The organism is Pseudoalteromonas sp. S3178, assembly GCF_005886985.1.
Classification (GTDB): Bacteria; Pseudomonadota; Gammaproteobacteria; order Enterobacterales; family Alteromonadaceae; genus Pseudoalteromonas; species Pseudoalteromonas carrageenovora.
Window position 1 is genome coordinate 55,299 of record NZ_PNCW01000004.1, and the last position, 24,805, is coordinate 80,103.

A 24,805-nucleotide genomic window follows, 5' to 3' on the forward strand; every position below is an offset into this window, starting at 1 on the left:
ACAGTATTAACCACGATTGTGAACGCTTTTTATTATTTCACCATGGCTAACAATGCATAAAGCGGCACTAAGCCGCTTTAGTAAAAAAGAATGATAGATAAAATCTTATAACGATTTTTCTATATCTTCTTGAGATGTATGACGAATATCTTTGCCGTTAACAAAATAAATTATGTATTCAGCAATGTTTTGACATCTGTCACCAATACGCTCTAACGAGCGCACAGACCACACTAAATCCATAATTTTAGGAATTGAGCGTGGATCTTCCATCATATAAGTCATTATTTGACGTGTTATCGCTTCGTATTCACGGTCAACTTTTGCATCTTCTTTGTGTACTTCAAATGCGCGTTGTACATCCATACGCGCAAATGCATCAAGTACGTCGTGTAGCATTTTTAAAACTTGGCGACCCATGTTTTCAATATTTACTAATAAGTCTTGTTGATCTTTAGTAAATGAATCAAGTGCAACTTTAGCAATTCGCTCAGCTTCATCGCCAATACGCTCTAAATCTGCAATCGTTTTTGCAATAGCTATAACTAAGCGCAAATCGCTCGCAGCAGGTTGGCGACGCGCAATAATACGCGTACATTCTTCATCAATGCTTACTTCCATCGCATTAACTTTGTAATCGTTTTGGCGCACCTTTTGTGCAAGCTCAGCATCGTTACGGCTTACAGCGTCAAGTGCACTGTTAAGTTGTTGCTCAACTAAGCCACCCATGTTTAAAACATGGTTACGTACATTTTCTAGCTCTTGGTTAAAGCGACCAGAAATATGTTTATTAATATTATGTTCCATAATTACCTTCTCTTAAATTCATCAACAACACTAAAACAGTCACTAGCCGTAACGGCCTGTAATGTAGTCTTCTGTTTTCTTTTTACTAGGCGTTGTAAATAAGGTATTTGTGTCTGAGTATTCAATCAGCTCACCCATGTACATAAAAGCGGTTTGATCAGATACACGCGCTGCTTGTTGCATGTTATGTGTCACAATAACAACGGTAAACTTGTTCTTTAAGTCGTTAATTAGCTCTTCAATAACCAAAGTAGAAATTGGATCAAGTGCCGATGTCGGTTCATCTAACAGCAGTACTTCTGGCTCAATAGCAATAGAGCGAGCAATAACTAAACGTTGCTGCTGACCACCTGATAGGCCAAATGCGCTATCGTGTAATCTGTCTTTTACTTCATCCCAAAGCGCAGCACCACGAAGAGATTGTTCTACTACTTCGTCTAATTTACGTTTTTCTTTGATGCCTTGTAAGCGTAGGCCATAAACCACATTTTCATAAATAGATTTAGGAAAAGGATTAGGACGTTGAAACACCATACCCACGTTACGACGAAGCGCTGCAACATCTACACTTTTATCGTAAATGTTTTGGCCATGCAGTAATATTTCACCTTCAATACGACAAATATCAACTAAATCGTTCATACGGTTAATACAACGAAGTAATGTTGATTTACCACAGCCCGATGGCCCGATAAACGCGGTTACCTGCCCTTTTGGGATATTCATATTAACGTTACTTAATGCTTGTTTATCACCATAGTAAAGATCAAGATTTTTAATCTCTAACGCTTTTTGATCGTCAGTTAAGTTTTCTAGGTCTAATTTTTGACCTATATTAGCTTGGTTTACTTGTGGAGCGACTGTAATCATGTTTGTTACCTATAAAATCTTTACTAATTAGTGTTCAAGCGATCTAAATTTTTCACGTAAGTGATTACGTATACCAATCGCAGTTATGTTGAGGGTAATAATCACCGACACTAATAAAAAGGCCGTTGCATATACCAGCGGACGCGCCGCTTCAACATTAGGGCTTTGAAAGCCTACATCGTAAATATGAAAGCCTAAGTGCATGAACTTTCTATCTAAGTGAAAATATGGGAAGTTTCCATCAAGTGGTAATGTAGGGGCCATTTTTACAACGCCTACCAACATAAGTGGTGCAACTTCACCGGCCGCTCGAGCAACTGCAAGTATTAAACCTGTCATTATTGCTGGGCTTGCCATAGGAATAATTATACGCCATAAGGTTTCAACTTTAGTTGCACCAAGCGCTAACGAACCATCACGTACCGTACTTGGGATTCGCGATAAACCTTCTTCCGTTGATACAATAACAACCGGTAGAGTAAGAATAGCTAATGTAAGCGCAGACCACATAACACCTGGCGTACCAAATACTGGTGTAGGTGATGCCTCAGGGTAGAACAACTGATCTAAGCTGCCACCTAACATATATACAAAAAAGCCCAGTCCAAATACACCGTAAACAATAGAAGGTACACCCGCAAGGTTAATTACCGCTATACGAATCATCTTAGTCACTGCGTTTTTAGCGGCGTACTCGTGTAAGTATATTGCTGCTACCACACCAAAAGGCGTTACGATTACAGCCATTAACATAACCATAAATACAGTACCAAATATAGCAGGGAATACACCGCCTTCGGTATTTGCTTCACGTGGGTCGTCTGATACAAACTTACCTAGTTGCACAAAGTAATGACCAAGCTTTGCAAAAAAGCCCATATCGTTTGGAAACCAAACATCAAGTACTTGATACATCGGAATAGTAACCACTTCACCGCGCATATCTTTTACAGTTACATGGTCTCGTTTGGCTTGCTTACGTAGTGCAAATAAATCTTTTTCAAGCACTGCATATTCTGCACGTAAATCCGCTCGTGCTTGAACAAGCTCAGCTACACGTTCATCTGTTAATGCGTCATCAAGCAAGTAACCTTTTTCTTTTAAACGAAGACGCTCAAGCTCATAGTTTATATGACCAATGTCACCATTTTGTAAATCAAGCGCTTCATCGTTTAAATCTACAGCGCGCTCTACAAGTTCATGTAGGGCTTCAATTTTATCGCCTGCAACTGGTTTACCATCTTTAATTACACTTTCAACGTAACCATAAAAGTTACCATTTTTACTACGCTCAAATACAGCAAGCGTTGCCGGCGTTGTTTTATTTGTAATGTCGGTTTCTAATATCCAACGAAAATCTAAATCTACGTATTCACGGTTACCCGTTTTGATAAGTAGACGCTCTACTTCGTCTTTTTTGAACCCACTTACATCAATACCTGTAGCCGCTAAGCGTGCTTTTGGTACTAATTCACGGTCGTAAATTTCGCCTATTACGGTTTGTTTTGAAATAGATCCTTCAAGCTCAAACTGTACAACTTCAGAAGGCCAGAAAAAACTTAACCCTTTCCAGGCTATCATTGCTAATAAACCTAAAACCGAAATCAAGCTGATGCTCACTGCACCACCTGTCATCCAAATCCAAGGAGAACCAGACTTAAACCACTGCTTTACCATGTCGTGTCTCTCCACTTACATTGAGCTGTATTTTTCACGCAGTTGCTGACGAACAAACTCAGCCACTGTGTTGAAAATAAAGGTGAATATGAATAGTACAAAGGCCGCTAAGAACAATATTCTATAGTGCGAGCTGCCAACTTCTGACTCTGGCATTTCTACTGCAATGTTTGCTGCAAGCGTACGCATACCTTGGAAAATACTCCAATCCATAATAGGTGTGTTACCAGTAGCCATTAATACAATCATGGTTTCACCCACTGCACGGCCAAGTCCCATCATTACAGCAGAGAAAATACCAGGGCTTGCTGTAAGAAGTACCACACGTACAAGTGTTTGCCACTGCGTTGCACCTAGCGCAAGCGAGCCATTTGATAAGTGCTTAGGTACACTAAATACGGCATCTTCAGCAATCGAAAATATAGTAGGAATAACGGCAAAGCCCATCGCAATACCAACAACTAATGAATTACGTTGGTCAAACGTCATACCAAGCTCATTTGTTAAGTATTGACGTACATTGCCATCAAACATCCAAAGCTCTACCGTTTCGCTCATCGCGAACGAGAACCAACCAATTAATAAAACAACCGGAATCAGTAGTATTGAATGTGAACCTTCAGGGATTTTATGACGAATACTCGACGGAAGTTTAGTCCAACCCAATGCGGTAGCTAAAATACCAAGCGGCAACAATACCAGCAGCCCGACGATAGCCGGTAAGTGCTCTTCAATTAATGGAGCTAACCAAAGCCCCGCTAAAAAGCCTAAAATAACTGTAGGAAGAGCTTCCATTATTTCAACTGTAGGCTTAACTACTTTACGCAGCTCGCTCGACATAAAGTAAGCCGTATAAATAGCGGCAGAAAGCGCAATAGGTACTGCAAACAACATAGCGTAAAGCGCTGCTTTTAACGTACCAAACGAAATTGGTACTAATGAAAATTTAGATTCAAAGTCATCACTTGCCGAAGTTGACTGCCAAATATAGCCCGGCTCAGGATAACCTTCGTACCACACTTCTTGCCATAAAGCAGACCAAGTCACTTCTGGGTGCTCATTATGAATTTCAAGTACAGTTAATTTGTTATCAGCAAGTATAAGCGCTGCGTTTGAACGCGGTGCAATTGCAAAGTTTTCTATAGCGCCTTCACTTACTTTCCCTTGCCACAGTTTTGCTTCGCTGGTTGTGTAATAAACACCTAGCTCACCATTACTGCTCGTAGTAAAGAAAGTACGACGGTAAAACTCAGTAAATACATTGAGCTTGCTTTGCTTAGTTGTTTCAAACGAACGTATTTTTTGATATTCACGTCCCGCATCTGTATTTACTTCAAACCACTGCGACACTTCACCGTTATCATTTGCAAGCATTAACGAGTTTGCACCCGCAAGAAGCTGTGCTGATACTATATTTGCGTTTTCTTCATTCGCTGAAAGTAACTGTATCTGCTCTACGTCATCTGGGTATCGCGTATCATAAACATAAATTTGATTAGCTGAACGAACAAAAGTCCGTGTTGTATCCGGCGAAATTAATAGCTCATCAACACGGCCTTCAATGTTTAGCTCGGTACGCTCTACAACCCATTCAACTTCACCGGTAAACATGTTTTCTTCAGCAACAAAGCTGCTAAACAATACGCGCTTGTCTTCGGTAAGTGCTACAACGGCTGTTTTGTCTTCGTAATGGCTAAATGCAAAGCGCTTAATAGCGCCACCTTGCTCGTCAACTTCAAGTGCCATTTCTCCAAGCGGAAAATCTAAACGAGGTGTTAGTTTGCGCTCGTTATTTGGAAAGGTAACCAAAAATTTAGGTGCAACAACCATTACGCTGCCGTTTTCTAAACCATACGCATAATGCCCCTGAAAAGGAGCGCTGGTTGCAAAACTAGTAGCATCGCTTGGTAATTGCGCATCAAGTGTTTTGAGCTTTTTACCAAAACTGCCTGAGTCAACACTGTAAAAATCAACTTGCCCTTGCTTACTTAGTAAGTAGGCAACTTCAGTTTGCTCTTCAACACCTAAACCTGCAATTTGCTGCGAGTTAGTTACATTGAAGCTGTCGCGCTTTTCTACTTTTGCTGATTCAAAAATTGGCTGAACTACATAAAGAAGGTAGAAAAATATCAATAGCAGCGCTATTAATACCATTACCCCACCTGCGGTTATGCCAAATTTGGCAAACCGATCTTTAAATAGACGGCTTCGATCCGTATTAAAAGTCGGTTTATTCGGATTTGAAGTCATCAAAACACCCTTTAATCTTAACGTTGGCGAAATTATATTTCATCAAGATGACAGTAATGTTACAGCGGTAACATTTAAGCTCTCAAATTAGGGCATTAAGATATAAACTAACCAAATGGTCAGTTTATTTAAAATTAGTTCCTTAAGAGTGAACTAAATTGTGAAATAATTGGACAAAGCATTTATCGGGGTCAATACTTAAAACGTACCTAATAAATAGCAATAGCAATGGGTTGAGCATTTTTAATGTGTTTAAAGTAGTAGGCAGGTTTATACTTTGTGCCCATTGTTAATAGCAAAAAATATATTTTGACAACAGAGTTTTTCACACACACTTAATGCCTTTGCATTTACTTTTTTGGGGCTTAAATAAGAGAATTATTTATGAAGCAGTTGGTTATAACGATTTTAGGGCAAGATCGCCCTGGTTTAGTAGAGAGTATCTCATCAGTCGTATTAGAAAATCATGGTAACTGGCTTAGTAGTAATTTAAGTCATTTACTAGGGCACTTTGCAGGCATTATACAACTTGAAGTTGCTGAGGAGCACTTTCAATCATTACAAAATGCACTTAATTCACTACCAAAATTAGATGTAAAGATAGAAACAGGTAATACCGAAGTAGAACCAAGTGCACTTGAGCAGCTTAACTTAGTTATTACGGGCAACGACCGCCCAGGCATTGTGCAAGAGCTCGCAAGTGTAATTCGTCATAAAGGCGCTAACATTACACATTTAAATTCAAGGCAACAGAGTGCCCCTAATTGGGGAGTGCCGATATTTAGTGCCGTTGCCACTGTAACCTTGCCTAGTGGAATGGATAAAGACGAAGTAATTTACGCACTTGAAGCTATTACTAGCGATTTAATTGTTGACGTAGAAGAACCATAATCCCCTCTATGCGTGTCACAAATGTGACACGCATGTCATGTTAATGTCATTAATCTGCACTATATTTTATTCTGCACCTAATTATGGAATAAAGTATGAACGCCCATACCGAACAAACTCAAGCCCTTGAGTATTTTGCTAAAGAGCTAAGTTGGCTTTCGTTTAACGAACGCGTATTGCAAGAAGCAAAGGACAAAAACAATCCAATAATTGAACGCATGCGTTTTTTAGGCATTTTTTCTAATAACCTTGATGAGTTTTTTAGGGTGCGTGTTGCCGATGTGAAGCGTCGTATTTTATTAAATAAACTTCCCGATGCTAATTTTGAAGAAGACGAAGTACTTCTAAGCCAAATACAAAAAAAAGTATTGCAGCTTGGTAAAAAATTTAATCAAATTCATCAACAAATTTTGAACGACCTAACCACTCATAATATTCATGTAGATCGCCCCGAAAAGCTGACTGAGTTTCACTCAAATTGGCTAAAAAACTATTTTCACGACAACGTATTACAGCATATATCCCCGATTCTACTCGACGAAAATAAAGATTATTCTGATTACATAAACGATACAATGACTTACCTTTTTGTAGAAATGAGCGATGAAAAAAGTCACTTTGCTATGCTTGAAGTACCTACAGATCGGGTTCCTCGCTTTATAATTTTACCGCCAGAAAAAACTCGCCGTCGTAAAACAATAGTGATGCTAGATGACGTAATCTCATATTTTTTAAATGATGTATTTAGTAACTTTTTTAACTTTGAAACTATTCAAGGGCACGCAATAAAATTAACCCGCGATGCCGAATATAATCTTGATGATGAATTAGAAGAGGGCTTGCTTGATAAAATGTCTAAGGGCCTAAAGCAGCGTATTTATGCAGAGCCAGTGCGCCTTGTATACGACGAAGCGATGCCTGAAAGCATGTTAAAAGTAATGAAAAAACGTCTAAATGTGACTCACCACGATGCACTTATTCCAGCTGGGCGCTATCGTAACTTTAGAGACTTTATAGCCTTTCCAAATGTTGGCCGCCAATACCTTGAAAACAAACCGCTACCGGCACTACAAAGCACTGCTTTTAACAAACACACAAGTGTATTTGACGCCATAACCGAGCAAGATGTATTACTTTACTACCCATATCATACATTTAATCATTTACTAGAGTTTGTGCGTCAAGCAGCGTTTGACCCTGTAGTGACGCAAATTAAAGTAAATATTTACCGCGTTGCAAGTAAATCACGGCTTATATCTTCACTTATCAATGCAGCAAAAAATGGCAAAAAAGTAACCGTAATGGTTGAGCTTAAAGCCCGTTTTGATGAGCAAAATAATATTGAGTGGGCAAAAGTGCTAAGCAGTGCGGGCATAAAAGTGATTTTTGGTATTCCTGCGCTTAAAGTGCACAGTAAGCTGTGTATTATTCATCGCAAAGAAAAAAATAAAATAGTGAAATACGCGCACATAGGCACTGGGAATTTTCACGAAAAAACAGCAAAAATTTACACCGACTTTAGTCTTTTCACTAAGCATACCGGGATTTGTGAGGAATGCGATAGTGTATTTAAATTTATAGAAAGCAGCTATAAGCCATTCAATTTTGAATATCTCATGCTCTCTCCCGTTAATGCGCGCGATATGCTGCTGGATTTAATCGATAAAGAAATCCAGCATGTAGAAAACGGCAACCCCGGTAAAATCACTGTAAAAATAAATAACTTAGTTGATAAACAGCTTGTTGATAAGCTTTATTACGCCGGCCGCAGAGGCGTTAAAATACGCATCATTGTTCGTGGTATGTGCTCGTTAATATCAGGCATTGCTAAGTTTAGTGACAATATAAGAGTAATAAGTATTGTAGATCGCTTTTTAGAGCACCCTAGAGTCATGGTATTTGGTAATAACGGTGACGACAAAGTATATATTTCGTCTGCCGATTGGATGACACGTAACCTAGATCATCGCGTTGAAGTGGGCGTACCAATTTTAGATGCTCGATTAAAATGGCTCATTATTGATATTTTAGAGCTACAATTTAAAGACCGCACTAAAGCACGGCTAATCGACAGCGAGCAAAAAAATGCGTATGTAAGACGCGGAAACAGAAAAAAAATACGCTCGCAAATTGCAATTTACGACTATCTAAAAAAATGGGAACACAATTATAATAATGAATGATCACCCCTCAATAGCAGCCGTCGATTTAGGCTCAAATAGCTTTCATTTAGTGGTTGCTCGCGAAGTTGATGGCACATTACAAATTCTGCATAAAGAAAAGCAGCGTGTATATTTAGCAGATGGCCTAGATGATAAATTTAGGCTCAGCCAGCAAGCAATTGATCGAGCCTTAATTGTGCTTAAGCAGTTTGCAAAAACGCTACAAGACTTCCCTGCCTGCAACGTAAAAGTAGCAGCAACTTATACTTTTCGCAGAGCTAAAAATATTCATGCCTTTTTAACGCAGGCCAATAAAGTATTTCCTTTTCATATTGATGTAATTGCAGGGCAAGAAGAGGCACGGCTCATTTATCAAGGGGTTGCTCATTATGTACATAACGAAGATAACCGTCTTGTTATTGATATAGGCGGCGGTAGTACAGAACTTATAGTTGGTAAGCATTTTAAACATAAACTACTTACAAGCCGTAATATGGGATGCGTTAGTTACACAAATCAATTTTTTAGTGACGGCATCATAAACGCTAAGCGCTTTAATAAAGCTGAAATAAAAGCAGAACAAGAAATAGAAGCTATTTTTGCCAATTATGTATCACAGGGCTGGAAAAGCGTTATTGGTACCTCAGGAACTATTAAATCGATATTGGCTATGGTGAGCGCTCAAAACCCTCATCAACCTTGTATAACTTACGACGATTTATTTACCCTGAAACAACAATTTATAAAAGCAAAAAAAATTGATAATTTAGAAATTGAGGGACTAACACCAGAACGTCAGCAAAGTATGTGTGGCGGACTTGCTATTTTAATTGCTATTTTTAGAGAGTTTACAATCACCGAGCTAACTTACAGTGATTTTTCACTGCGAGAGGGATTGCTTCATGAAATGCAGCAAAAGTTAGCTGACAAAGATATACGCAGTAATACCATAAATAATGTTAGCGACAGATACACAGTAGATAAAGCTCACGCGACACGGGTTTCAGATACCGCTATTTGGCTCTATGATCGCTTAAAATCCCCTTGGCAGCTTAACAATAAAGACGATGTTGCTTTACTCATTTGGGCAGCAAAACTACACGAAATTGGCTTATCTATTAACTCATCAGGTATTAATAAGCACAGTGCTTATATTGTTGCTAATAGCCAGTTACCGGGCTTTACACAGCAAGAGCAGCTAATACTCAGCTCACTTATTCGTTTTTATCGTAAAAAAATTAAACTTGATGAGCTTTCTGAATTTATAACTATTTCTCAGCAGCAAGTTCTTAAGCTTATTACTATTTTACGTTTAGCGATTTTATTTAATCAAAAACGACAAGTTAGCCAAAAACCAAATATGGAAATTAGCGCAAATAGTACCGGGTTATTTATAAAGTTTTGCGATAACTACCTTCAGGAGCATACCCTACTGCAAGCCGATTTAGAGCTAGAACAACGCTATTTAAAAAAGGTCGGAATAGCGCTTAACTGCTCATAAGCCAACAAAAGTAGGGTGAGTCACCCTGCTTTTGTTGCTACATATCCATATGGCGATTTGTGCTTTGCATCATTTGCTTTAAGCCTTGCTCTTCCAGCTCTAATATTTGCTCAAGCTTTTCTTGACCGTTATCAGTTTCGGCGCGCTCTAATAAATATTTATATAGCTCTATCACCTTTTGATGCTGGCTCGATAAGTAGTTTTGAATTACTTTTTCATCAAACTGCTGATCTTTACTAATATCTTCAAACGTGATCAGATCAGGGTTTTCTGCAAAGTATTCATAACTATAAGTATCTAGAGTATTAATTTCGGTAATAGCTTTAAAGCCCACTAAATCCTCAGCAAGCTTTTTTTCATAACTTAGGTAATAGTCCACCAGCATCGCGTTATGTTCATCAAGTATATCTTTTACGCTATAAAAATTTGCCGCCATTTGTGTGTGAAATAAAACGGTCCAATCGTACACTTCTTTAATTGTTTTAACTTGCATGTGCGTTCCTTACTAAGTTGACTGTACTACTTTGTTGCGTAAAACATGCCAACTAAAAAAGCAATTAAAAACAAAAGCTTAAACTTAAGAAAAATAATAATGAATCATTTAATAGAACAACTTACAAATTATAGGTAATTTTTATAGAGCAATGCTTTAGTAACCTGAGCCTAGCTACAAGGCGCAGATCAGGTTAAAAAATAATACATTGCTCTATTACTTCGTTATTTAAGCCCTTGCTTGCGCCATAATAAGTAAACGGCAGGAATAACAACCAAGGTAAGGGCAATTGCGCTTATCATGCCGCCAACCATAGGCGCTGCAATTCGGCTCATTACTTCGCTGCCAGTACCTGTGCCATACAGTACTGGGAGTAAACCTATAATTATAGTTGCAACCGTCATCATTACTGGGCGCACCCGCAGCCCTGCGCCTTCAATAATTGCTTGTTGTAACTGTATTAAACTAAGCGGCTTACCTATTTGCTCAGCTTCTAAGGATTTTTCTTGATAGGCCTGATTTAAATACACCAACATAATTACGCCAATTTCAACGGCAACACCGGCTAAGGCAATAAAACCCACACCTACTGCTACCGAAAAGTTAAATCCCTCTAAATACATTAACCATATGCCGCCAATCATCGCTAGTGGCAACGTAGCCATAATAATAGTCACTTCAGCAAAGCTTCTAAAATTAAGGTAAAGCAATACAATAATAATCGCTAAAGTAAGCGGTAATACGTAAGTAAGTTTGTCTTTAGCTCGCTGCATGTATTCGTACTGCCCAGCCCATGCAATAGAATAACCAGCAGGCAATATTAAGTGCTTATTTAATACTTGCTGAGCATTTTGTACGTAAGTGCCAATATCAACACCGTCAATATCAATAAGCGCCCAACCATTTACACGTGCATTTTCGCTTTTTATACCAGGCGGACCATCTTCAATAAATACATCTGCTACATCAGCAAGTGCTATACGCTGCCCAGAAGGAGTTACAATAGGTAACAACATTAGTTCTTCTGGCGAGTCTCTGTATGCTTGCGGATAACGCAAATTAACAGGGTAGCGCTCTTGCCCCTCTACGGTTTGAGTTACGTTTGTACCGCCAATAGCCGTTGCAACGACTTGCTGTACATCGCTAATATTTAAACTATAACGAGCGGCTTTTTCTCGGTTTATGTCTACTTTAATGTAACGTCCACCAGCTACTCGCTCAGAGTAAACCGATGCAGTGCCTGGCACATCTTTTAATAGCACTTCTATTTGTTGACCAATTTTTTGAATTTCACTCAACTTTGGCCCAGCCACTTTAATGCCTACCGGGGTTTTAATACCTGTTGCAAGCATATCAATACGCGTTTTAATTGGCATAACCCACGCATTTGTTAGCCCGGGAAATTTAACCAAACCATCGAGTTCTTTTTTAAGTTTTTCAAGAGTCATCCCCTCGCGCCACTCATTTTTTGGCTTTAATTGAATAAACGTTTCAATCATCGTAAGCGGCGCTGGGTCGGTCGCTGTTTCGGCGCGGCCCACCTTCCCAAATACCGATTTAACCTCTGGCACAGTGGCAATTAACTTATCGGTTTGCTGTAAAATTTCACGGGCTTTACCTATCGATAAACCAGGGTAAGTAGTGGGCATATACATTAAATCGCCCTCATCAAGCGGGGGGATAAATTCACTTCCCATTTTATCTAGCGGATAAAAGCCTATAACAGCCACCACGCAGGCAAGTAGCAAAGTTACTTTAGGAAACTTAAGTACTTTATTTAGCAGCGGCTTATACGCCATAACTAATAAACGATTTACTGGATTCTTTTTCTCCTCCAGCACCTTTCCACGTATAAAGTAACCCATTAACACCGGCACTAAGGTAATTGCAAGCCCCGCAGAGGCGGCCATTGCATAGGTTTTAGTGTAAGCCAACGGTGCAAACATACGCCCTTCTTGCGCTTCTAAAATAAATACCGGCATAAAGCTGACGGTAATAATTAATAAACTAAAAAATAATGCAGGGCCCACTTCACTCGCCGATTTAGCCACAACTTCCCAGCGGTTTTCGTTGGTAAGGGGCGTTTTTTCCATATGCTTGTGCATATTTTCAATCATGACGATAGCACCGTCAGTCATTGCGCCTATCGCTATTGCAATTCCCCCTAACGACATAATGTTGGCGTTAATACCTTGCCAATACATAATAATAAACGCAGTTAAAATACCTAGTGGCAAGGTAATAATGGCCACCAAAGATGAGCGCACATGAAACAAAAACACCACACATACCAACGCAACTACAATCAGCTCTTCAATTAATTTACTGGTTAGGTTATCAATCGCGTTATTTATTAAGTTGGAGCGATCGTACACAGGGATTATTTCAACGCCCTCTGGTAATCCCTTTTTGAGTGATTCTAACTTTGCTTTTACTAATTCAATTGTTTTTTGTGCATTTTCTCCATAACGCATAATAACTATGCCGCCAGTTACTTCGCCTTCTCCATTTAGCTCGGCTATACCGCGGCGCATTTGCGGCCCCAACCGTATGTCGGCTACATCTCGCAATTGCAGCGCAGTACCATTAGCGTTTACACCAAGGGGAATAGCTTCTAAATCGGCTACACTTTTTATATAGCCGGTGCTTGTTACCATGTATTCAGCTTCTGCCATTTCTACCACAGAGGCGCCCATTTCTTGATTGCCTTGCTTTATAGCCGTTTGAATTAAGCTAAGCGGAATACCATATGCGCGTAACTTATCAGGCTCTACATTTACTTGATATTGCTTAACCATGCCACCTACGGCTGCAACTTCTGACACCCCCTGCACGGTTTGTAATTCAAACTTTAAAAACCAATCTTGCAAGCTTCTTAATTGGCTAATGTCATGCTTATTTGTTTTATCAACCAGTGCATATAAGTAAATCCAACCAACACCCGTTGCATCGGGGCCAAGCTCTGCATTAGCCGTTTCTGGCAGGCGTTTGGCTACTTGGCTTAAGTATTCTTGCACGCGGCTTCGCGCCCAATACAAGTCGGTTTTTTCGTCAAAAATAACGTAAACGTACGAGTCACCAAAAAACGAAAATCCTCTTACTGTTTGCGCCCCTGGCACAGAAAGCATCGCTGAAGTTAGCGGGAATGTAACTTGGTCTTGCACAACTTGAGGGGCTTGCCCGGGATACGAGGTTTTAATAATCACCTGCACATCAGATAAATCAGGCAGCGCATCTACAGGAGTATTTTTTACTGCATATAACCCTCCCCCCATGAGTATTAATGTAAGCAACAACACAAAAAAGCGATTGCTAACAGACCAGCGAATAATGGCAGTTATCATAATGGCTCCTAGTGAGAACTATATTGCATAGTAGAGTGGCTATTTGGCTTTGCGATTTTTATCTCTGTAATCACAAATTCATCGTTAATAATGCTAAACGTAAAATTAATATACTGAGCATGTTTAAGCAGGCTAATATCTACCTCTGCCGATAATATAAAATCCATTGTGGCAGGCTCTCGATTCCATTTGGGTATGGCCTCACGACTAATATTAATTACACGGCTTTGTAAGTTTATTGCGTTAATAGTACCGTTAACTGTGGCTGTTTGTGGCTGCATAGTTGCCTTCATATCCATATCCATACCCGAGTGTGAACTAGAGTCTAAATTAGGCATTTGCATTCGCTTAAAGTCAGAGCTTTTACTCGACTCAGAATCAATTAAAAACTGCGCCGAGGTAACAACCGTATCGCCCTCTAAAACGCCCGATAAAATAACGGCTTCGGTACTATTAATGTGCCCAACATCTACTTGCACCGATTTAAATCTCCCCTCTCCCTTTGCGATAACAACTCGGTTTTGATGCTGAGTACGAATAACCGCTTCTTTTGGTACAGTGAGACGAGCTTTACTCGCGCTTGAATGAATGCTTACTTGTGCAAACATATTAGGTTTTAAACGGTGATCTTTATTATTAAATCTGAGTCTTACACGCAAAGTCCGGTTTTTAGCATCAAGCGCGGGGTAAATGTAATCTACTTTGCCTTGCCACTTTTCTCCCTTTAAATAATCAAGGGTCATAGTAACCGGTAAGCCAACACTCACTTGCTCGGCTTGACGCTCAAATACCTCCGCCTCTACCCACACTTCATCTAACTGAGCAATACTCATCATTGATGTACCTGGTTTTACAAAAAAACCTTCTCGTACATTTAGCTCATCAACCACGCCACTTTCACGGGCGTAAAATGTAATGTTTTGCATTACTTTTTTATTATTTTGAAGACGCTGTATAAACCCATCAGACACATTTAACGATTCTAAACGTGCTTTTGCTGCCCTTATTAGCACCGTATTATTACGGTTTACTGCTAGTAAAAACTCTTCTTGAGCGTTCACTAATTGAGGGGAATATAAGGTATACAAAGGCTCACCCGCTTTAACTTGTGCGCCTTGTGCTTTTACAAATAAAGTTTCTAACCACCCTTCTACTCGTGGATGAATATGAATTAACTGATCTTGGTTGTACTGTACATATCCCACTGTATTAATATCGCTTTGTAGGGTTTTTAGCTGCACCTTACTGGTTCTTACGCCCAAGTTATTAACTACCTCTGGTGAAATAGTTACCGTACCAGGACTACTATTAGCATCATCTTTATAAACAGGTACTAAATCCATCCCCATAGGCGAAAGCCCCGGCTCATCGCGTTTATAATTACTATCCATTGGCGCAACCCAATAAAGTGGCTCTTTTGAGGCATATTGCTGCTCATCAGCTGCAGAGCTATCTATTAAAAACTGCTGCATTATCGCCAAAACACCCGCCCCTACAGCGCCCGCTATAAGTAGTTTTAAATTAGTATTCATTGGTATCTCCTACTTGCTCGGCCATTACTTGGGTATCTAAACTACTTGCATAGTAATTAAGGCGGGCAGTAATAATTTGCTGATCTACGGTAATATTTAATGCATCTATTTTGGCGTTTAGTTCACTAATACGCGCACGCATTACCTCAGAAAAATCACCATCATCGCGGGTATAAGCATTTAGCGTAGCTTGGGCTTGCTCTGCGACTTGTGGCAACAACGTGTTTTTATAAAGCAGCTCACGTTTTTTTAGCCGTGCTAATTGGCTGTACTCTTTAAAGTACATCCCCTTTAGTTTTTGAAGAGCAACCAGCTTTTGTGTTTTAGTTGCCTCTGCGGTTGCAATAGCGGCTTTAACTTGCTGATCTTGTCTGTTATCGGTAAATAATGGCAAATCGATACTCAACCCGACTGAGAGTAAGTCAGCTCGCGATTCTCCCACAGGCGTATCATCTCGATAACCATAACCCACATTAACGCCCACTTGAGGCCTGTAACTTTGCTTAGCAAGGGTAACTTCTATTTGTTTAGCCATTACTGTTTTTTCTATAGCAACAATTGCAGGGTGAGCCATTAAAAGCGGTATTAACTGGTTAAATTCTAACTGTGAAAAATCAATTAAGGGGGTCGTTTTAATAAAGTCACTATTAAGCGGCTGCATTAACATTTGCATAGGTAGCCACTGCGCAAGGCGACTTTTAGCACCTTCAAATTGCTGCTCAAGCGAAATTAGCTTATCTTCAAGGCGGGTAAGCTCTAGTTGTGCACGAATAATATCTTGCTGGCGGGTTTTACCTAACGTACTTGCGTAACTTGCCTCTGTTATTTCTATTAGCTGAGTAAACAAGCCTTTGTCTTGCTTAATTAGGTCAATACTTCGTTGTGCACGATAAGCATTTAACCATGCCTCCGTAATAATTGCTTTAACTTGAGCAAGCCTATCGGCGCGTTGCCAAGGATACTGCTGCGCTAATTGAGTTAACGCTTTTGTTTGTAAGGCTAGGCTATCACCACGACTAAATTTTTGGCTTAAATCTACTTTTAGCTGCGTCATCCCTTCTTGATCAAACGCATAACCATTCGTTGGTAAATTTAATAACCCAACCGTTAAAACGGGATCTGGAAGGCTGCCCGCAGCAATACTTTTTGACACAGTAGCCGCTTGCATTTCGCTGCTGACTTTAAGCCATGGCTCATTGGTAAGTGCATAATTTAGCGCCTGCGCTAAGCTAAGCTTTTGGGCTGGTATGGGTGAATTTTGTGTTTGAAAATCAAAGGTACTTTGCGCTTTAGCTACCGTACTTAAAAGCACAGTACTACATAATATTATTTTAAAGTTTATAACGAGGTTCATTACCTACTCCGGCCTAAATAAAGAAAACAAAAGTCTTATTTCAAGGCAGAAAAGGTGATTAGCGGTTTTTGAAGCTCAAATATCTAAATTTTAAATACACCTATCCTGCAGTTAAGCAAACATAGGAGGTCGGTAAAGTGAGCGGGGTATCGTAATTTGTGTAGAAGGTACGCTTATACTCACCTTCTCAGAGCCAAGTAAGGTAACACTAAATAGGCTTTCAACATTAAGCATTGAGTTAGCAGCGCAGCCGCTCATAGGGCATTTGCATTCATTTTTAGGGGTGCTTTCGTTATCACAACAATCCATCTGCATCATGTTATGAGGCATGTTCTCATGCATTTGGGCATCACTTTGCGGCATATCCATTTTAACGTGCGCGAATATTTTAGCGCCCTCATGCGGCATTTCACACACCATAGCTACAGACGCAACAGCTTGACCCACAAAAGTGAGTAACAAGGTGATGATAAGTAAGCTTGAATAAAAACGCTGCAATGTTGTGCCTTTAAAATAAATGTCGGTTGCAATTATATGGCAACTCAGTTGCTGCCACAAATTTTAAGTCGTTATTTTGAAACTGTAATCGGTGTTTTTATTAAGTTACTCGCTAAAATTGCAAAAATACAATATGCACAAAAATACCAAAAACCTTCGCCAAATTGAGCATTCATAATAAGTAACTCACCACTTTGCCCGTGTGCGTTTCCAGCAAGGTAGGTTACTATTAATGCAATAACAAATACATCAACCATACTCCATTTACTCAGTGCACATGTAACCAAACCGAGTTTATGCTTAACACCTCCCACAGGTAGGCAACAATAAAGCAGCTGCATAAGTAGCTTTAAGCTAGGAATAACAATAGAAAATAACGCCACCAAAGCAGCTACAAATAAGTTGTTGTTATTGGCCAGCTCTTTAACCGTACCTAAAATACTTTGTGTTTTGCTGTAAGCGCTTATTTCGCCTTCTAACTTATCAAGCCCTAACATGTTCGAGAACATCATTAACATACTTCGGGTACGCCCATCACCTTCTTCGGCAAGCATTTCAATACCCGCTTGCGCTAGTTTTGATTTATCAATATTACCTTCAATGCTTAACACTGGTTTTGTAATACCAGGAAAAAGTAAACCTAGTGCAATTACTACACTTATAACCGATAACCAATTACGCATATTTATTCTGCTATCGCCTCTATAATGTCGTCACTGTATAAAACAGCATCTAGTAAAAAGTTAAACATATGGCCAATATGTAGCTCAGGATTTATTTTAGCCAATTTAATCATTGCTTCATCTGTGTTATCTAATTCAAATTCTTTTATAAGCGACAAACAACTCCCTAAGATTCCGCTCTCTAAAAGTAATGCATCTGATATAGCTTCATCTAAAGTAAACTCATTAACTATCTCTTTTAAATCAGCATCTAAAATAGCATCAAGCACAGAGAACAAACCAACAAGATAACCCTGCTCGGTTAAGTCCTTATTATTTTGCTCCAATATAAGCGACATAAGCTGCGCACGCGTTAAAGCTAACTTAGTCAATTCAGTTGGCTTTTCAACGCCTAGTTCACTAATTGCTAAAACACGTACAAATTGCCTTATAGTGTCTTCGCCTAAATAAATAACGGCTTGTGAAATAGAGGTGATTTTTAAGTTTGCTTTACCCGAACGCGCATTTGCTAACTTTAATACCCTAGCGGTAATGGCTACATCTTTTGCTACTCGCTGATGAACTTCTTTAAAGCAAAGCGTTTTTTTAGCGGTAAAGCGCAGTAAGTCAAAAACGGTTAATTTTGAAGGCTCTACGCCCTTGTAGGTAATCATTTCTGGGCGAGAAAAAAAGAACCCCTGAAATAAATCACATCCAGCTTCTTTTAGCACATTAAATTGCTCATGCGTTTCTATTCTTTCTACAATTATTTTTGCATGAGGATTAGCACGTTTGATTTTTTTAATGCGCATATTGGTTTTAATAACCGGTTCATCTATTTCTATTTTTATGTAATCAACATGCGCCAATAAAGGCTCCCACTTAGCGTCTCCATCGTAATCATCTAAAGCAAAAATATACCCTTCTTTTTTTAATTCTTGCACACGTTTAGCCACCGCAGGAATATTGCCTGTGCGCTCAACAATTTCGATTACGCTATTCTCTGGTAATAAGAGCTTAGGAAAATTATCTAAAATAGTTTCTGACGATAAGTTTATAAACGCCAAATGATGCGCTGTTAACCTATCAAGCCCTAGTAGCATTAACGCATTGAAAAACAGCCGACTAGTAGCATGCGTATCAGAGGTACCCGCAGGAAACGCATTATTAGCGGAGTCGCGATAAAGGAGCTCATAGGAGAACACATTTTGATCAACATCAAAAATAGGCTGCCTTGCAACAAACTGCGTTATTTTTTGTGCTTTGTCAGAGATATTTTGTAATTTCACTTCGCTCTAAACCTATAAAACGGTGGCTAAACAGCCAATAATTAAGTGTACTTTAAAGTAAGTAACACAAGATAAATATAGCAATCATTGCAAAACAACTGAAACTACATAACACTTAGATAAAATTTAACTATGAAGGGTAAAAGTTTGCCAAACTTAATTCGATTATTAGCATTATGCCCTTTGCTATTTGTATTTTTTAGCTACGCCAGCACTAATGCCATCCCCCTTAAATATAATATTAGCGCGTCAGGTAGTCACTATCCATATTATACGAATAATCCAAAAAAACCTGGCATACTCCCAGAAATAATCGAAAAAGTACTCGATAGTGCAAATATTGAGGCTTTTCATGTCGACTTACCCACAAAGCGTATTACCAAATACTTACAAAATGAAGTAATAGATTTTGATGTAATTTCATTAGAATGGCTCCCTAAGAGTGAGAGGAATGACCCTCGTTATGTTTTTTCAGAACCGCTTATTTATGCCACTGAAATGATTGTTACTTTGCCTCAAAACGTTCATAACTGGCAAAGCACTGATAGTTTAAAGGGTAAAAATATCGGAACGGTACTAGGTTACTATTACTATGATGACAACACCTTTGAACGTGTTGACTTCCCATCTGAGAAAGAACTTATGACAGCCCTATCAAGAAACCGTGTGGAGGCTGCACTCGTTGGCAAGCTAACAGCTCTTTATTGGGCCAAACAGCTAGATATGCGCATAGCCTTTGGGGCGCAGCACTCTCATGGCTTTTTAAGTATTCGATTATTAAGTAAACACAAAAACCTTTTACCTAAAATAAACCAAGCAATTAAAAATCTTCATAGCCAAGGTTACATAAAAAACATTGAAGATAAGTACTTACTTAATACCCCTTCGCTTAATTAAGTGCTCCTTTTTAAGTAGGAAAATCTGGTTGATGGCAAAACAAAACCTCGTTATTTAATTATTCTTTAGTTGCTTCGGCCTTGTTTTAACTTCTTTAACCATGCAGTCGACGATGAGAAAACTGTAACGCAACTAACATCGAGTTTGGCACCTCAAAATAACACCGTATTATTGCGAATTGGTATACCCACACAAAGTTAAGGGATTAATAGCGCAGAGCTCGTACTTTGGAGTATAATAGCAGCAATTGTTAACTCGACCAGAACCGAAAAGAGCCCCCATGAGTATTGAAAAAGCCTTAATTGAACGTAGTAGTAATCAATGTGAATTATGCGGTGCAACCGAAAACTTATCTGTTTACGAAGTACCGCCTGTTACTGAAACCCATTCAGACAAATGCATTTACACATGCCAAACATGTAAAGACCAAATCGAGAATAACAGCGAACTAACACCCACACATTGGCACTGTTTAAACGACAGCATGTGGAGCCAAACGCCTGCAGTACAAGTTGTGGCTTATAGAATGTTATCACGCTTAGCGCCTGATAATGGCTGGGCACAAGACGCACTAGATATGATTTATCTTGAAGAAGATACATTAGCGTGGGCTAAAAAAGCATTAGCTGAAGATGACGATGTTAAACACGTAGATAGTAACGGTGTTGTTTTACAAGCAGGCGACACTGTAACACTTATTAAAGACTTAGACGTAAAAGGCAGTAGCCTGACAGCTAAACGTGGTACAGCAGTGCGTAATATAGGCTTAACAAGTAACCCTGAACATATTGAAGGGCGAGTTGATGGCCAACGTATTGTTATTTTAACTAAATTCGTTAAAAAATAATCGTTTGATTTTAATTATTAAAGGCGCTAATGCGCCTTTTTTTGTGCCAAAATTAAATTAAGGCTTTATTAAGTCACTAGCCAATACAATAAGGAATAACATTAAGTAAGGATAACTAACATGGCAAAGCATCAAGCAGTATTTTTACGAAAAAAAACATTCACAGGTCTAAGTTTATTGGCACTTAGCGCTTTTGCACTTACAGGGTGTGATAAACAAACTAGCACCACTGAAATTAAAGACCAAGCTAAAAGTATGACCAGCTTAACAACTCAAGTTAGCTATAAAGATCGTAGTATGCTTCGCCCTGACTCACAGTTAATCGTCACCCTTTCTGATGTTTCTAAAATGGATGTTAAAGCCGACATAATCGCACAAGAAGTAATTGATATAACTCAAGCGCCACCTTTTACCGTTGAGCTGATATATGATGCGGGCAAAATTAGTGACCAACGCAGCTATAATCTAACGGCCAGAATTATTAATAAAGACCAAGTGCTTTATACAAGTGACACCCAATATAACCCATTTAAAAATACGCAATCGGGCGTGCCTCATGAAATTGAGGTGATTAAAGTAAAAACGCAAAAACCAAATGTAACTCTTACCAATACATATTGGAAGGCTGTAACATTAAATGCAAAAGCCGTTAGCGTTAATACTAAAGAACCTTTTATCCAGTTTGATAAAGACAACCGAGTTAATGGATTTTTAGGCTGTAATAATTTTAGTGGAAGCTACAGTACGCAGAAGCAATCTATATCATTTAACCAGCTAGCTAGTACTAAAAAAATGTGCTCAGAAAGCATGGGTCAAGAAACCGCTATGTCGGACGTACTCAGTAAGGCTAAACAATGGGAAATTACGGGAGAGTCTTTACAACTCAAAGACACTAACGCCAATACTCTAGCGACTTTTAATGCTGTATATTTTAATTAAGCACCGCTAATTAACTTGGCTTTGCTGTATATAAAAAAGCCCAGATAAACCTGGGCATTTTTTTATTAAACTTAACTTATTCGTCGACGAGCTGCTCGCATCTATAAAAGCCACTTGGTTTGCTTAAAAGCTCAACTAATTCTGGCATTACCGCATCCATAGTTTGTTTTAGCTTCCAAGGTGGATTAATAACTATCATGCCTGATGCCGTCATTCCGTGCACGTCAGTATCAGCTTCGGTTCCTAGCTCAAACAATTGAATGTTTCGCATACCTGAGTTAATTAAGCCTTGCTCCATATTATCAATGCGTTCTCTATCGACTACCGGATACCAGATCATGTATGTGCCTGTAGCAAAACGTTGATGCGCTTTAACTAGCGTACTTACAACTGTTTCGTAATCGTCTTTAATTTCGTATGGAGGGTCAATTAACACACATGCTCTGCGAGATGCTGGTGGCAGTAAGCCCACTAATCCTGCAAAGCCGTTTTCTCCTCGCACCCGAATAGAGCGTTTACCTTGCATGTTTTCTTCAAGTAATACTAAATCGCGTGGGTGCAGCTCAAAAAACCAGCCTTTATCTTGACGACGTAAGTAATGCTCAGCAATTTTTGGCGAACCTGGATAAAACGCTAACTCGTTTGTTTCGTTAAACGATTTTATTAATTCGATATAGTCGTTTAGTGCTTCATGCTTACTTGTATGCGCCCAAAGCTTTTCAATACCATCTTGATACTCTTGTGTTTTTTGCGCATCTGCAGCGGCAAGTTCAAAAAAGCCAGCCCCCGAATGAGTATCAATATAATCAAGCGGTTTATCTTTAATTGTTTGATAATTTAACACCTGAGCCAGTACTAAATGTTTAAGTACATCGGCCGGATTACCCGCGTGAAAAGAGTGTCTGTAACTAAGCATTATTTATTTTCGCCATACGCAATTTAATATCGCAAGTGAACCATAAGCACAGGGCTTTGGCAACTTGCACCAATATAAGAGAGTGTTTAAGTGAACCGTTTCTGAACAAAAAAGCACATATGCTGAATTATCCCTTAATGAAGAAGAAAAATCAGCTAAAACCACCGTAAATGCTGGCAAATCAACACACTTTGCTTTACATTTGCATGACATTAATTACAGTTATATGAGCGCCTTTATGAATAACACTACTCTTCAACAACTCGAACAACTGATCGATTCTTTAATCGAACGTAATAACCAATTACAAACTGACGTTGCTAGCTTAAAAGAGCAAAACACTAAACTAAGCGACGACAACGAATTACTACAGCTTGAAGCTCTAGAAAATGAAGAAAAACAAAAAGATGCCAGCACTACGTTATCTGGTCTTCTTGATAAGTTACAAAGCGCACAACAGGCTAGCTAATGTCTGAGCTGCAAAACCAGCGGGTCACTGTTGAGTTGCTAGGTAAAGAGCAGCAATTTGCTTGCCCCGAAGGGCAGGAAGATGCATTAATAGCAGCAGCTAAAAATTTAAATGATCTTGTTGAGCAAATGAAACAGCGCTCAACCGTAAGAAACGATCAAAAAGCCCTACTAATGGCAGCGTTAAACTTAAGCCACGAATTGCTAGAAGCAAAAACACAGGCTACAGTTGAGCAGCAGCATCAAGACCAACTGATTGATAAGCTCAGTCAGCAATTGGCAAGTGACCCCAAACACAAAAAATAAAAAGCGCACACTGCGCTTTTTGTTTATTATAAAGTAATTAAACATTAGCGTAGAGATAATAAATGAAGCTAAAAATTTCAAAGACCACCTCTTTATGTAAGCACTTACTATTAAGCTTTACTTTATTATCACTAGCTCAAAGCGCCTACGCAGCCGTCACTTGGAATACAATTAACCCTCATATTCAATTTTTAAAACAACAAGATGACCTTCGATTTTACGACTCGAATCAGGTTCTCATTGAAGGTGATAAATGCGCCCTTCTTGTTGATACCAGCGCCAACTTTGCTGCTGTTGAACAACTTGCCAAAGACTTAAAAAAGCGCCTAAAAACACCCTTGTGCTATTTAGTGGCCACTCATTACCACGACGACCACTTATTGGGCATGGCGGTTATGCAAAGCTTTTACCCCGACGCCAAACTTATCGTTCATCAACAAGTTAATACTAACTTTAGCCAATATCAAAAAGCGTACACAGACAAGTTAGACACCTATGAAAAAAGTATTGAGCTAAGTTATCAACGCTTAGCAAGCGTTGCTAAAGAGGAGCAAGACCAATGGCGTAGTAAGCTTGAGCTTGCTAAAAGTAGATTATTTCGTTGGCAAGAGTACCAACTTAATGAGCCGCAAATAACAATAAATGCCCCTAAAAAAATTAACCTTGGTGGCTTTGAAATTACGATTAATCCACACCAAGCTCACACCAATGGTGATTTAACAATTAGCGCTAATAACGCCACTGTACTTATTGGTGGTGATATCGTTGACTGGCTGCCATATCCTGGGCATGGGGAATTAAAAAAGTGGCAAATATTACTTGAGCAATACATTAACGATGAAAATCTAAGTGTTATTATTCCAGGGCATGGCGGCGTTTTAACAAAGGAGCAGCTTAAACAACCACTCTCTTTTTTAACGGCCATAACAGAGCATGTAAAAAATAACGACGGCAAAACTATAGAGCAACTAATGCAGTCTTTTCCTGAGTCAGTTATTAAGCCTTACAAACAAGAAGCGCTTAATATAAAATCAAGTAACTTTTTTTTACAAGCTGGGCTTAACCGCGCTAAAAGCAGTAAATAACTCAACACAACGGATTG

The 24,805-nt window shown here is 39.1% G+C and carries 21 protein-coding genes; 9 read left to right on the top strand and 12 right to left on the bottom strand.

Annotated features, from left to right (window positions below; translation table 11 throughout):
* Window positions 1-105: 105 nt before the first annotated feature.
* The 4 genes from phoU to CWC11_RS00710 are packed head-to-tail and all read right to left on the bottom strand — an operon-like array spanning window position 106 to window position 5,604.
* The gene (phoU, locus tag CWC11_RS00695) at window positions 106-807 is read right to left on the bottom strand and encodes a phosphate signaling complex protein PhoU (protein WP_058549343.1); all 702 of its coding nucleotides are present in this window, start codon (window positions 805-807) and stop codon (window positions 106-108) included.
* A 42-nt stretch (window positions 808-849) separates the two neighbouring features.
* Window positions 850-1,677: a phosphate ABC transporter ATP-binding protein PstB gene (gene pstB, locus CWC11_RS00700; protein ID WP_058549342.1), complete on the bottom strand. Its 828-nt coding sequence runs from the start codon at window positions 1,675-1,677 to the stop codon at window positions 850-852.
* Window positions 1,678-1,704: 27 nt separating this feature from the next.
* Complete coding sequence (pstA, locus tag CWC11_RS00705; protein WP_138681179.1) at window positions 1,705-3,354, bottom strand: phosphate ABC transporter permease PstA; 1,650 nt, start codon at window positions 3,352-3,354, stop codon at window positions 1,705-1,707.
* Between the two features lie 15 nt (window positions 3,355-3,369).
* Window positions 3,370-5,604 (bottom strand): ABC transporter permease subunit, encoded by a 2,235-nt coding sequence (locus CWC11_RS00710; protein WP_138681180.1) that lies wholly within the window; start codon window positions 5,602-5,604, stop codon window positions 3,370-3,372.
* Window positions 5,605-5,988: 384 nt separating this feature from the next.
* On the opposite strand from CWC11_RS00710, the gene CWC11_RS00715 reads away from it, so the two are divergent.
* The 3 genes from CWC11_RS00715 (at window position 5,989) to CWC11_RS00725 (ending at window position 10,158) form a co-directional block, all read left to right on the top strand.
* Window positions 5,989-6,495 (top strand): glycine cleavage system transcriptional repressor, encoded by a 507-nt coding sequence (locus tag CWC11_RS00715; protein WP_138681181.1) that lies wholly within the window; start codon window positions 5,989-5,991, stop codon window positions 6,493-6,495.
* A gap of 95 nt (window positions 6,496-6,590) precedes the next feature.
* Entirely contained in the window at window positions 6,591-8,678 is a 2,088-nt protein-coding gene (ppk1, locus tag CWC11_RS00720) for a polyphosphate kinase 1 (protein WP_138681182.1), read from the top strand.
* Complete coding sequence (locus CWC11_RS00725) at window positions 8,671-10,158, top strand: Ppx/GppA phosphatase family protein (protein WP_138681183.1); 1,488 nt, start codon at window positions 8,671-8,673, stop codon at window positions 10,156-10,158. Before ppk1 ends, CWC11_RS00725 begins: the two co-directional genes overlap by 8 nt.
* Window positions 10,159-10,195: 37 nt before the next feature.
* On the opposite strand, the gene CWC11_RS00730 is transcribed toward CWC11_RS00725, so the two are convergent.
* From CWC11_RS00730 to CWC11_RS00760, 7 genes are all read right to left on the bottom strand, one after another.
* Window positions 10,196-10,651, bottom strand: a complete 456-nt coding sequence (locus CWC11_RS00730) for a hypothetical protein (RefSeq protein WP_138681184.1) — start codon at window positions 10,649-10,651, stop codon at window positions 10,196-10,198.
* A 224-nt stretch (window positions 10,652-10,875) separates the two neighbouring features.
* On the bottom strand, window positions 10,876-13,995 hold the full coding sequence (locus CWC11_RS00735) for an efflux RND transporter permease subunit (protein ID WP_138681185.1): 3,120 nt from the start codon (window positions 13,993-13,995) through the stop codon (window positions 10,876-10,878).
* A gap of 8 nt (window positions 13,996-14,003) precedes the next feature.
* A complete protein-coding gene (locus tag CWC11_RS00740; RefSeq protein WP_138681186.1) occupies window positions 14,004-15,527 on the bottom strand; it encodes an efflux RND transporter periplasmic adaptor subunit in 1,524 nt (507 codons plus the stop codon).
* Window positions 15,517-16,881, bottom strand: coding sequence for a TolC family protein (locus CWC11_RS00745; RefSeq protein ID WP_138681187.1), 1,365 nt, complete (start codon window positions 16,879-16,881; stop codon window positions 15,517-15,519). The genes CWC11_RS00740 and CWC11_RS00745 overlap by 11 nt, the downstream gene beginning before the upstream one ends.
* Window positions 16,882-16,992: 111 nt before the next feature.
* Window positions 16,993-17,439, bottom strand: a complete 447-nt coding sequence (locus tag CWC11_RS00750) for a hypothetical protein (protein ID WP_502704789.1) — start codon at window positions 17,437-17,439, stop codon at window positions 16,993-16,995.
* 11 nt (window positions 17,440-17,450) lie between these two features.
* Window positions 17,451-18,062 carry a paraquat-inducible protein A gene (locus CWC11_RS00755; RefSeq protein WP_138681188.1) on the bottom strand — a complete coding sequence of 204 codons (612 nt, stop codon included), beginning with the start codon at window positions 18,060-18,062 and terminating at the stop codon, window positions 17,451-17,453.
* A gap of 2 nt (window positions 18,063-18,064) precedes the next feature.
* On the bottom strand, window positions 18,065-19,330 hold the full coding sequence (locus tag CWC11_RS00760; protein ID WP_138681189.1) for an EAL and HDOD domain-containing protein: 1,266 nt from the start codon (window positions 19,328-19,330) through the stop codon (window positions 18,065-18,067).
* Window positions 19,331-19,477: 147 nt separating this feature from the next.
* Between CWC11_RS00760 and CWC11_RS00765 the strand changes: the two genes are divergently transcribed.
* The 3 genes from CWC11_RS00765 to CWC11_RS00775 all read left to right on the top strand — a co-directional run bounded on the left by CWC11_RS00765 (window position 19,478) and on the right by CWC11_RS00775 (window position 22,013).
* Window positions 19,478-20,227, top strand: a complete 750-nt coding sequence (locus tag CWC11_RS00765; RefSeq protein WP_138681190.1) for a substrate-binding periplasmic protein — start codon at window positions 19,478-19,480, stop codon at window positions 20,225-20,227.
* Window positions 20,228-20,507: 280 nt separating this feature from the next.
* Complete coding sequence (locus tag CWC11_RS00770) at window positions 20,508-21,074, top strand: PhnA domain-containing protein (protein WP_138681191.1); 567 nt, start codon at window positions 20,508-20,510, stop codon at window positions 21,072-21,074.
* Window positions 21,075-21,194: 120 nt separating this feature from the next.
* Window positions 21,195-22,013 (top strand): META domain-containing protein, encoded by an 819-nt coding sequence (locus CWC11_RS00775; RefSeq protein WP_138681192.1) that lies wholly within the window; start codon window positions 21,195-21,197, stop codon window positions 22,011-22,013.
* A gap of 76 nt (window positions 22,014-22,089) precedes the next feature.
* Here the strand turns inward: CWC11_RS00775 and CWC11_RS00780 are convergent, their stop codons facing one another.
* Entirely contained in the window at window positions 22,090-22,929 is an 840-nt protein-coding gene (locus CWC11_RS00780; RefSeq protein ID WP_138681193.1) for a 23S rRNA (adenine(2030)-N(6))-methyltransferase RlmJ, read from the bottom strand.
* Between the two features lie 238 nt (window positions 22,930-23,167).
* On the opposite strand from CWC11_RS00780, the gene CWC11_RS00785 reads away from it, so the two are divergent.
* From CWC11_RS00785 to CWC11_RS00795, 3 genes are all read left to right on the top strand, one after another.
* Entirely contained in the window at window positions 23,168-23,398 is a 231-nt protein-coding gene (locus tag CWC11_RS00785; protein ID WP_138681194.1) for a cell division protein ZapB, read from the top strand.
* Window positions 23,398-23,703, top strand: a complete 306-nt coding sequence (locus CWC11_RS00790) for a cell division protein ZapA (protein ID WP_138681195.1) — start codon at window positions 23,398-23,400, stop codon at window positions 23,701-23,703. The genes CWC11_RS00785 and CWC11_RS00790 overlap by 1 nt, the downstream gene beginning before the upstream one ends.
* 62 nt (window positions 23,704-23,765) lie before the next feature.
* Window positions 23,766-24,788 (top strand): MBL fold metallo-hydrolase, encoded by a 1,023-nt coding sequence (locus CWC11_RS00795; protein ID WP_138681196.1) that lies wholly within the window; start codon window positions 23,766-23,768, stop codon window positions 24,786-24,788.
* Window positions 24,789-24,805: the final 17 nt, after the last annotated feature.

Bases quoted from the DNA above. Each gene is read 5' to 3' on its own strand.
- phoU (WP_058549343.1), bottom strand. From the start codon at position 807: ATGGAACATAATATTAATAAACATATTTCTGGTCGCTTTAACCAAGAG.
- pstB (WP_058549342.1), bottom strand. From the start codon at position 1,677: ATGATTACAGTCGCTCCACAAGTAAACCAAGCTAATATAGGTCAAAAA.
- pstA (WP_138681179.1), bottom strand. From the start codon at position 3,354: ATGGTAAAGCAGTGGTTTAAGTCTGGTTCTCCTTGGATTTGGATGACA.
- CWC11_RS00710 (WP_138681180.1), bottom strand. From the start codon at position 5,604: ATGACTTCAAATCCGAATAAACCGACTTTTAATACGGATCGAAGCCGT.
- CWC11_RS00715 (WP_138681181.1), top strand. From the start codon at position 5,989: ATGAAGCAGTTGGTTATAACGATTTTAGGGCAAGATCGCCCTGGTTTA.
- ppk1 (WP_138681182.1), top strand. From the start codon at position 6,591: ATGAACGCCCATACCGAACAAACTCAAGCCCTTGAGTATTTTGCTAAA.
- CWC11_RS00725 (WP_138681183.1), top strand. From the start codon at position 8,671: ATGAATGATCACCCCTCAATAGCAGCCGTCGATTTAGGCTCAAATAGC.
- CWC11_RS00730 (WP_138681184.1), bottom strand. From the start codon at position 10,651: ATGCAAGTTAAAACAATTAAAGAAGTGTACGATTGGACCGTTTTATTT.
- CWC11_RS00735 (WP_138681185.1), bottom strand. From the start codon at position 13,995: ATGATAACTGCCATTATTCGCTGGTCTGTTAGCAATCGCTTTTTTGTG.
- CWC11_RS00740 (WP_138681186.1), bottom strand. From the start codon at position 15,527: ATGAATACTAATTTAAAACTACTTATAGCGGGCGCTGTAGGGGCGGGT.
- CWC11_RS00745 (WP_138681187.1), bottom strand. From the start codon at position 16,881: ATGAACCTCGTTATAAACTTTAAAATAATATTATGTAGTACTGTGCTT.
- CWC11_RS00755 (WP_138681188.1), bottom strand. From the start codon at position 18,062: ATGCGTAATTGGTTATCGGTTATAAGTGTAGTAATTGCACTAGGTTTA.
- CWC11_RS00770 (WP_138681191.1), top strand. From the start codon at position 20,508: ATGAGTATTGAAAAAGCCTTAATTGAACGTAGTAGTAATCAATGTGAA.
- CWC11_RS00775 (WP_138681192.1), top strand. From the start codon at position 21,195: ATGGCAAAGCATCAAGCAGTATTTTTACGAAAAAAAACATTCACAGGT.
- CWC11_RS00780 (WP_138681193.1), bottom strand. From the start codon at position 22,929: ATGCTTAGTTACAGACACTCTTTTCACGCGGGTAATCCGGCCGATGTA.
- CWC11_RS00785 (WP_138681194.1), top strand. From the start codon at position 23,168: ATGAATAACACTACTCTTCAACAACTCGAACAACTGATCGATTCTTTA.
- CWC11_RS00790 (WP_138681195.1), top strand. From the start codon at position 23,398: ATGTCTGAGCTGCAAAACCAGCGGGTCACTGTTGAGTTGCTAGGTAAA.
- CWC11_RS00795 (WP_138681196.1), top strand. From the start codon at position 23,766: ATGAAGCTAAAAATTTCAAAGACCACCTCTTTATGTAAGCACTTACTA.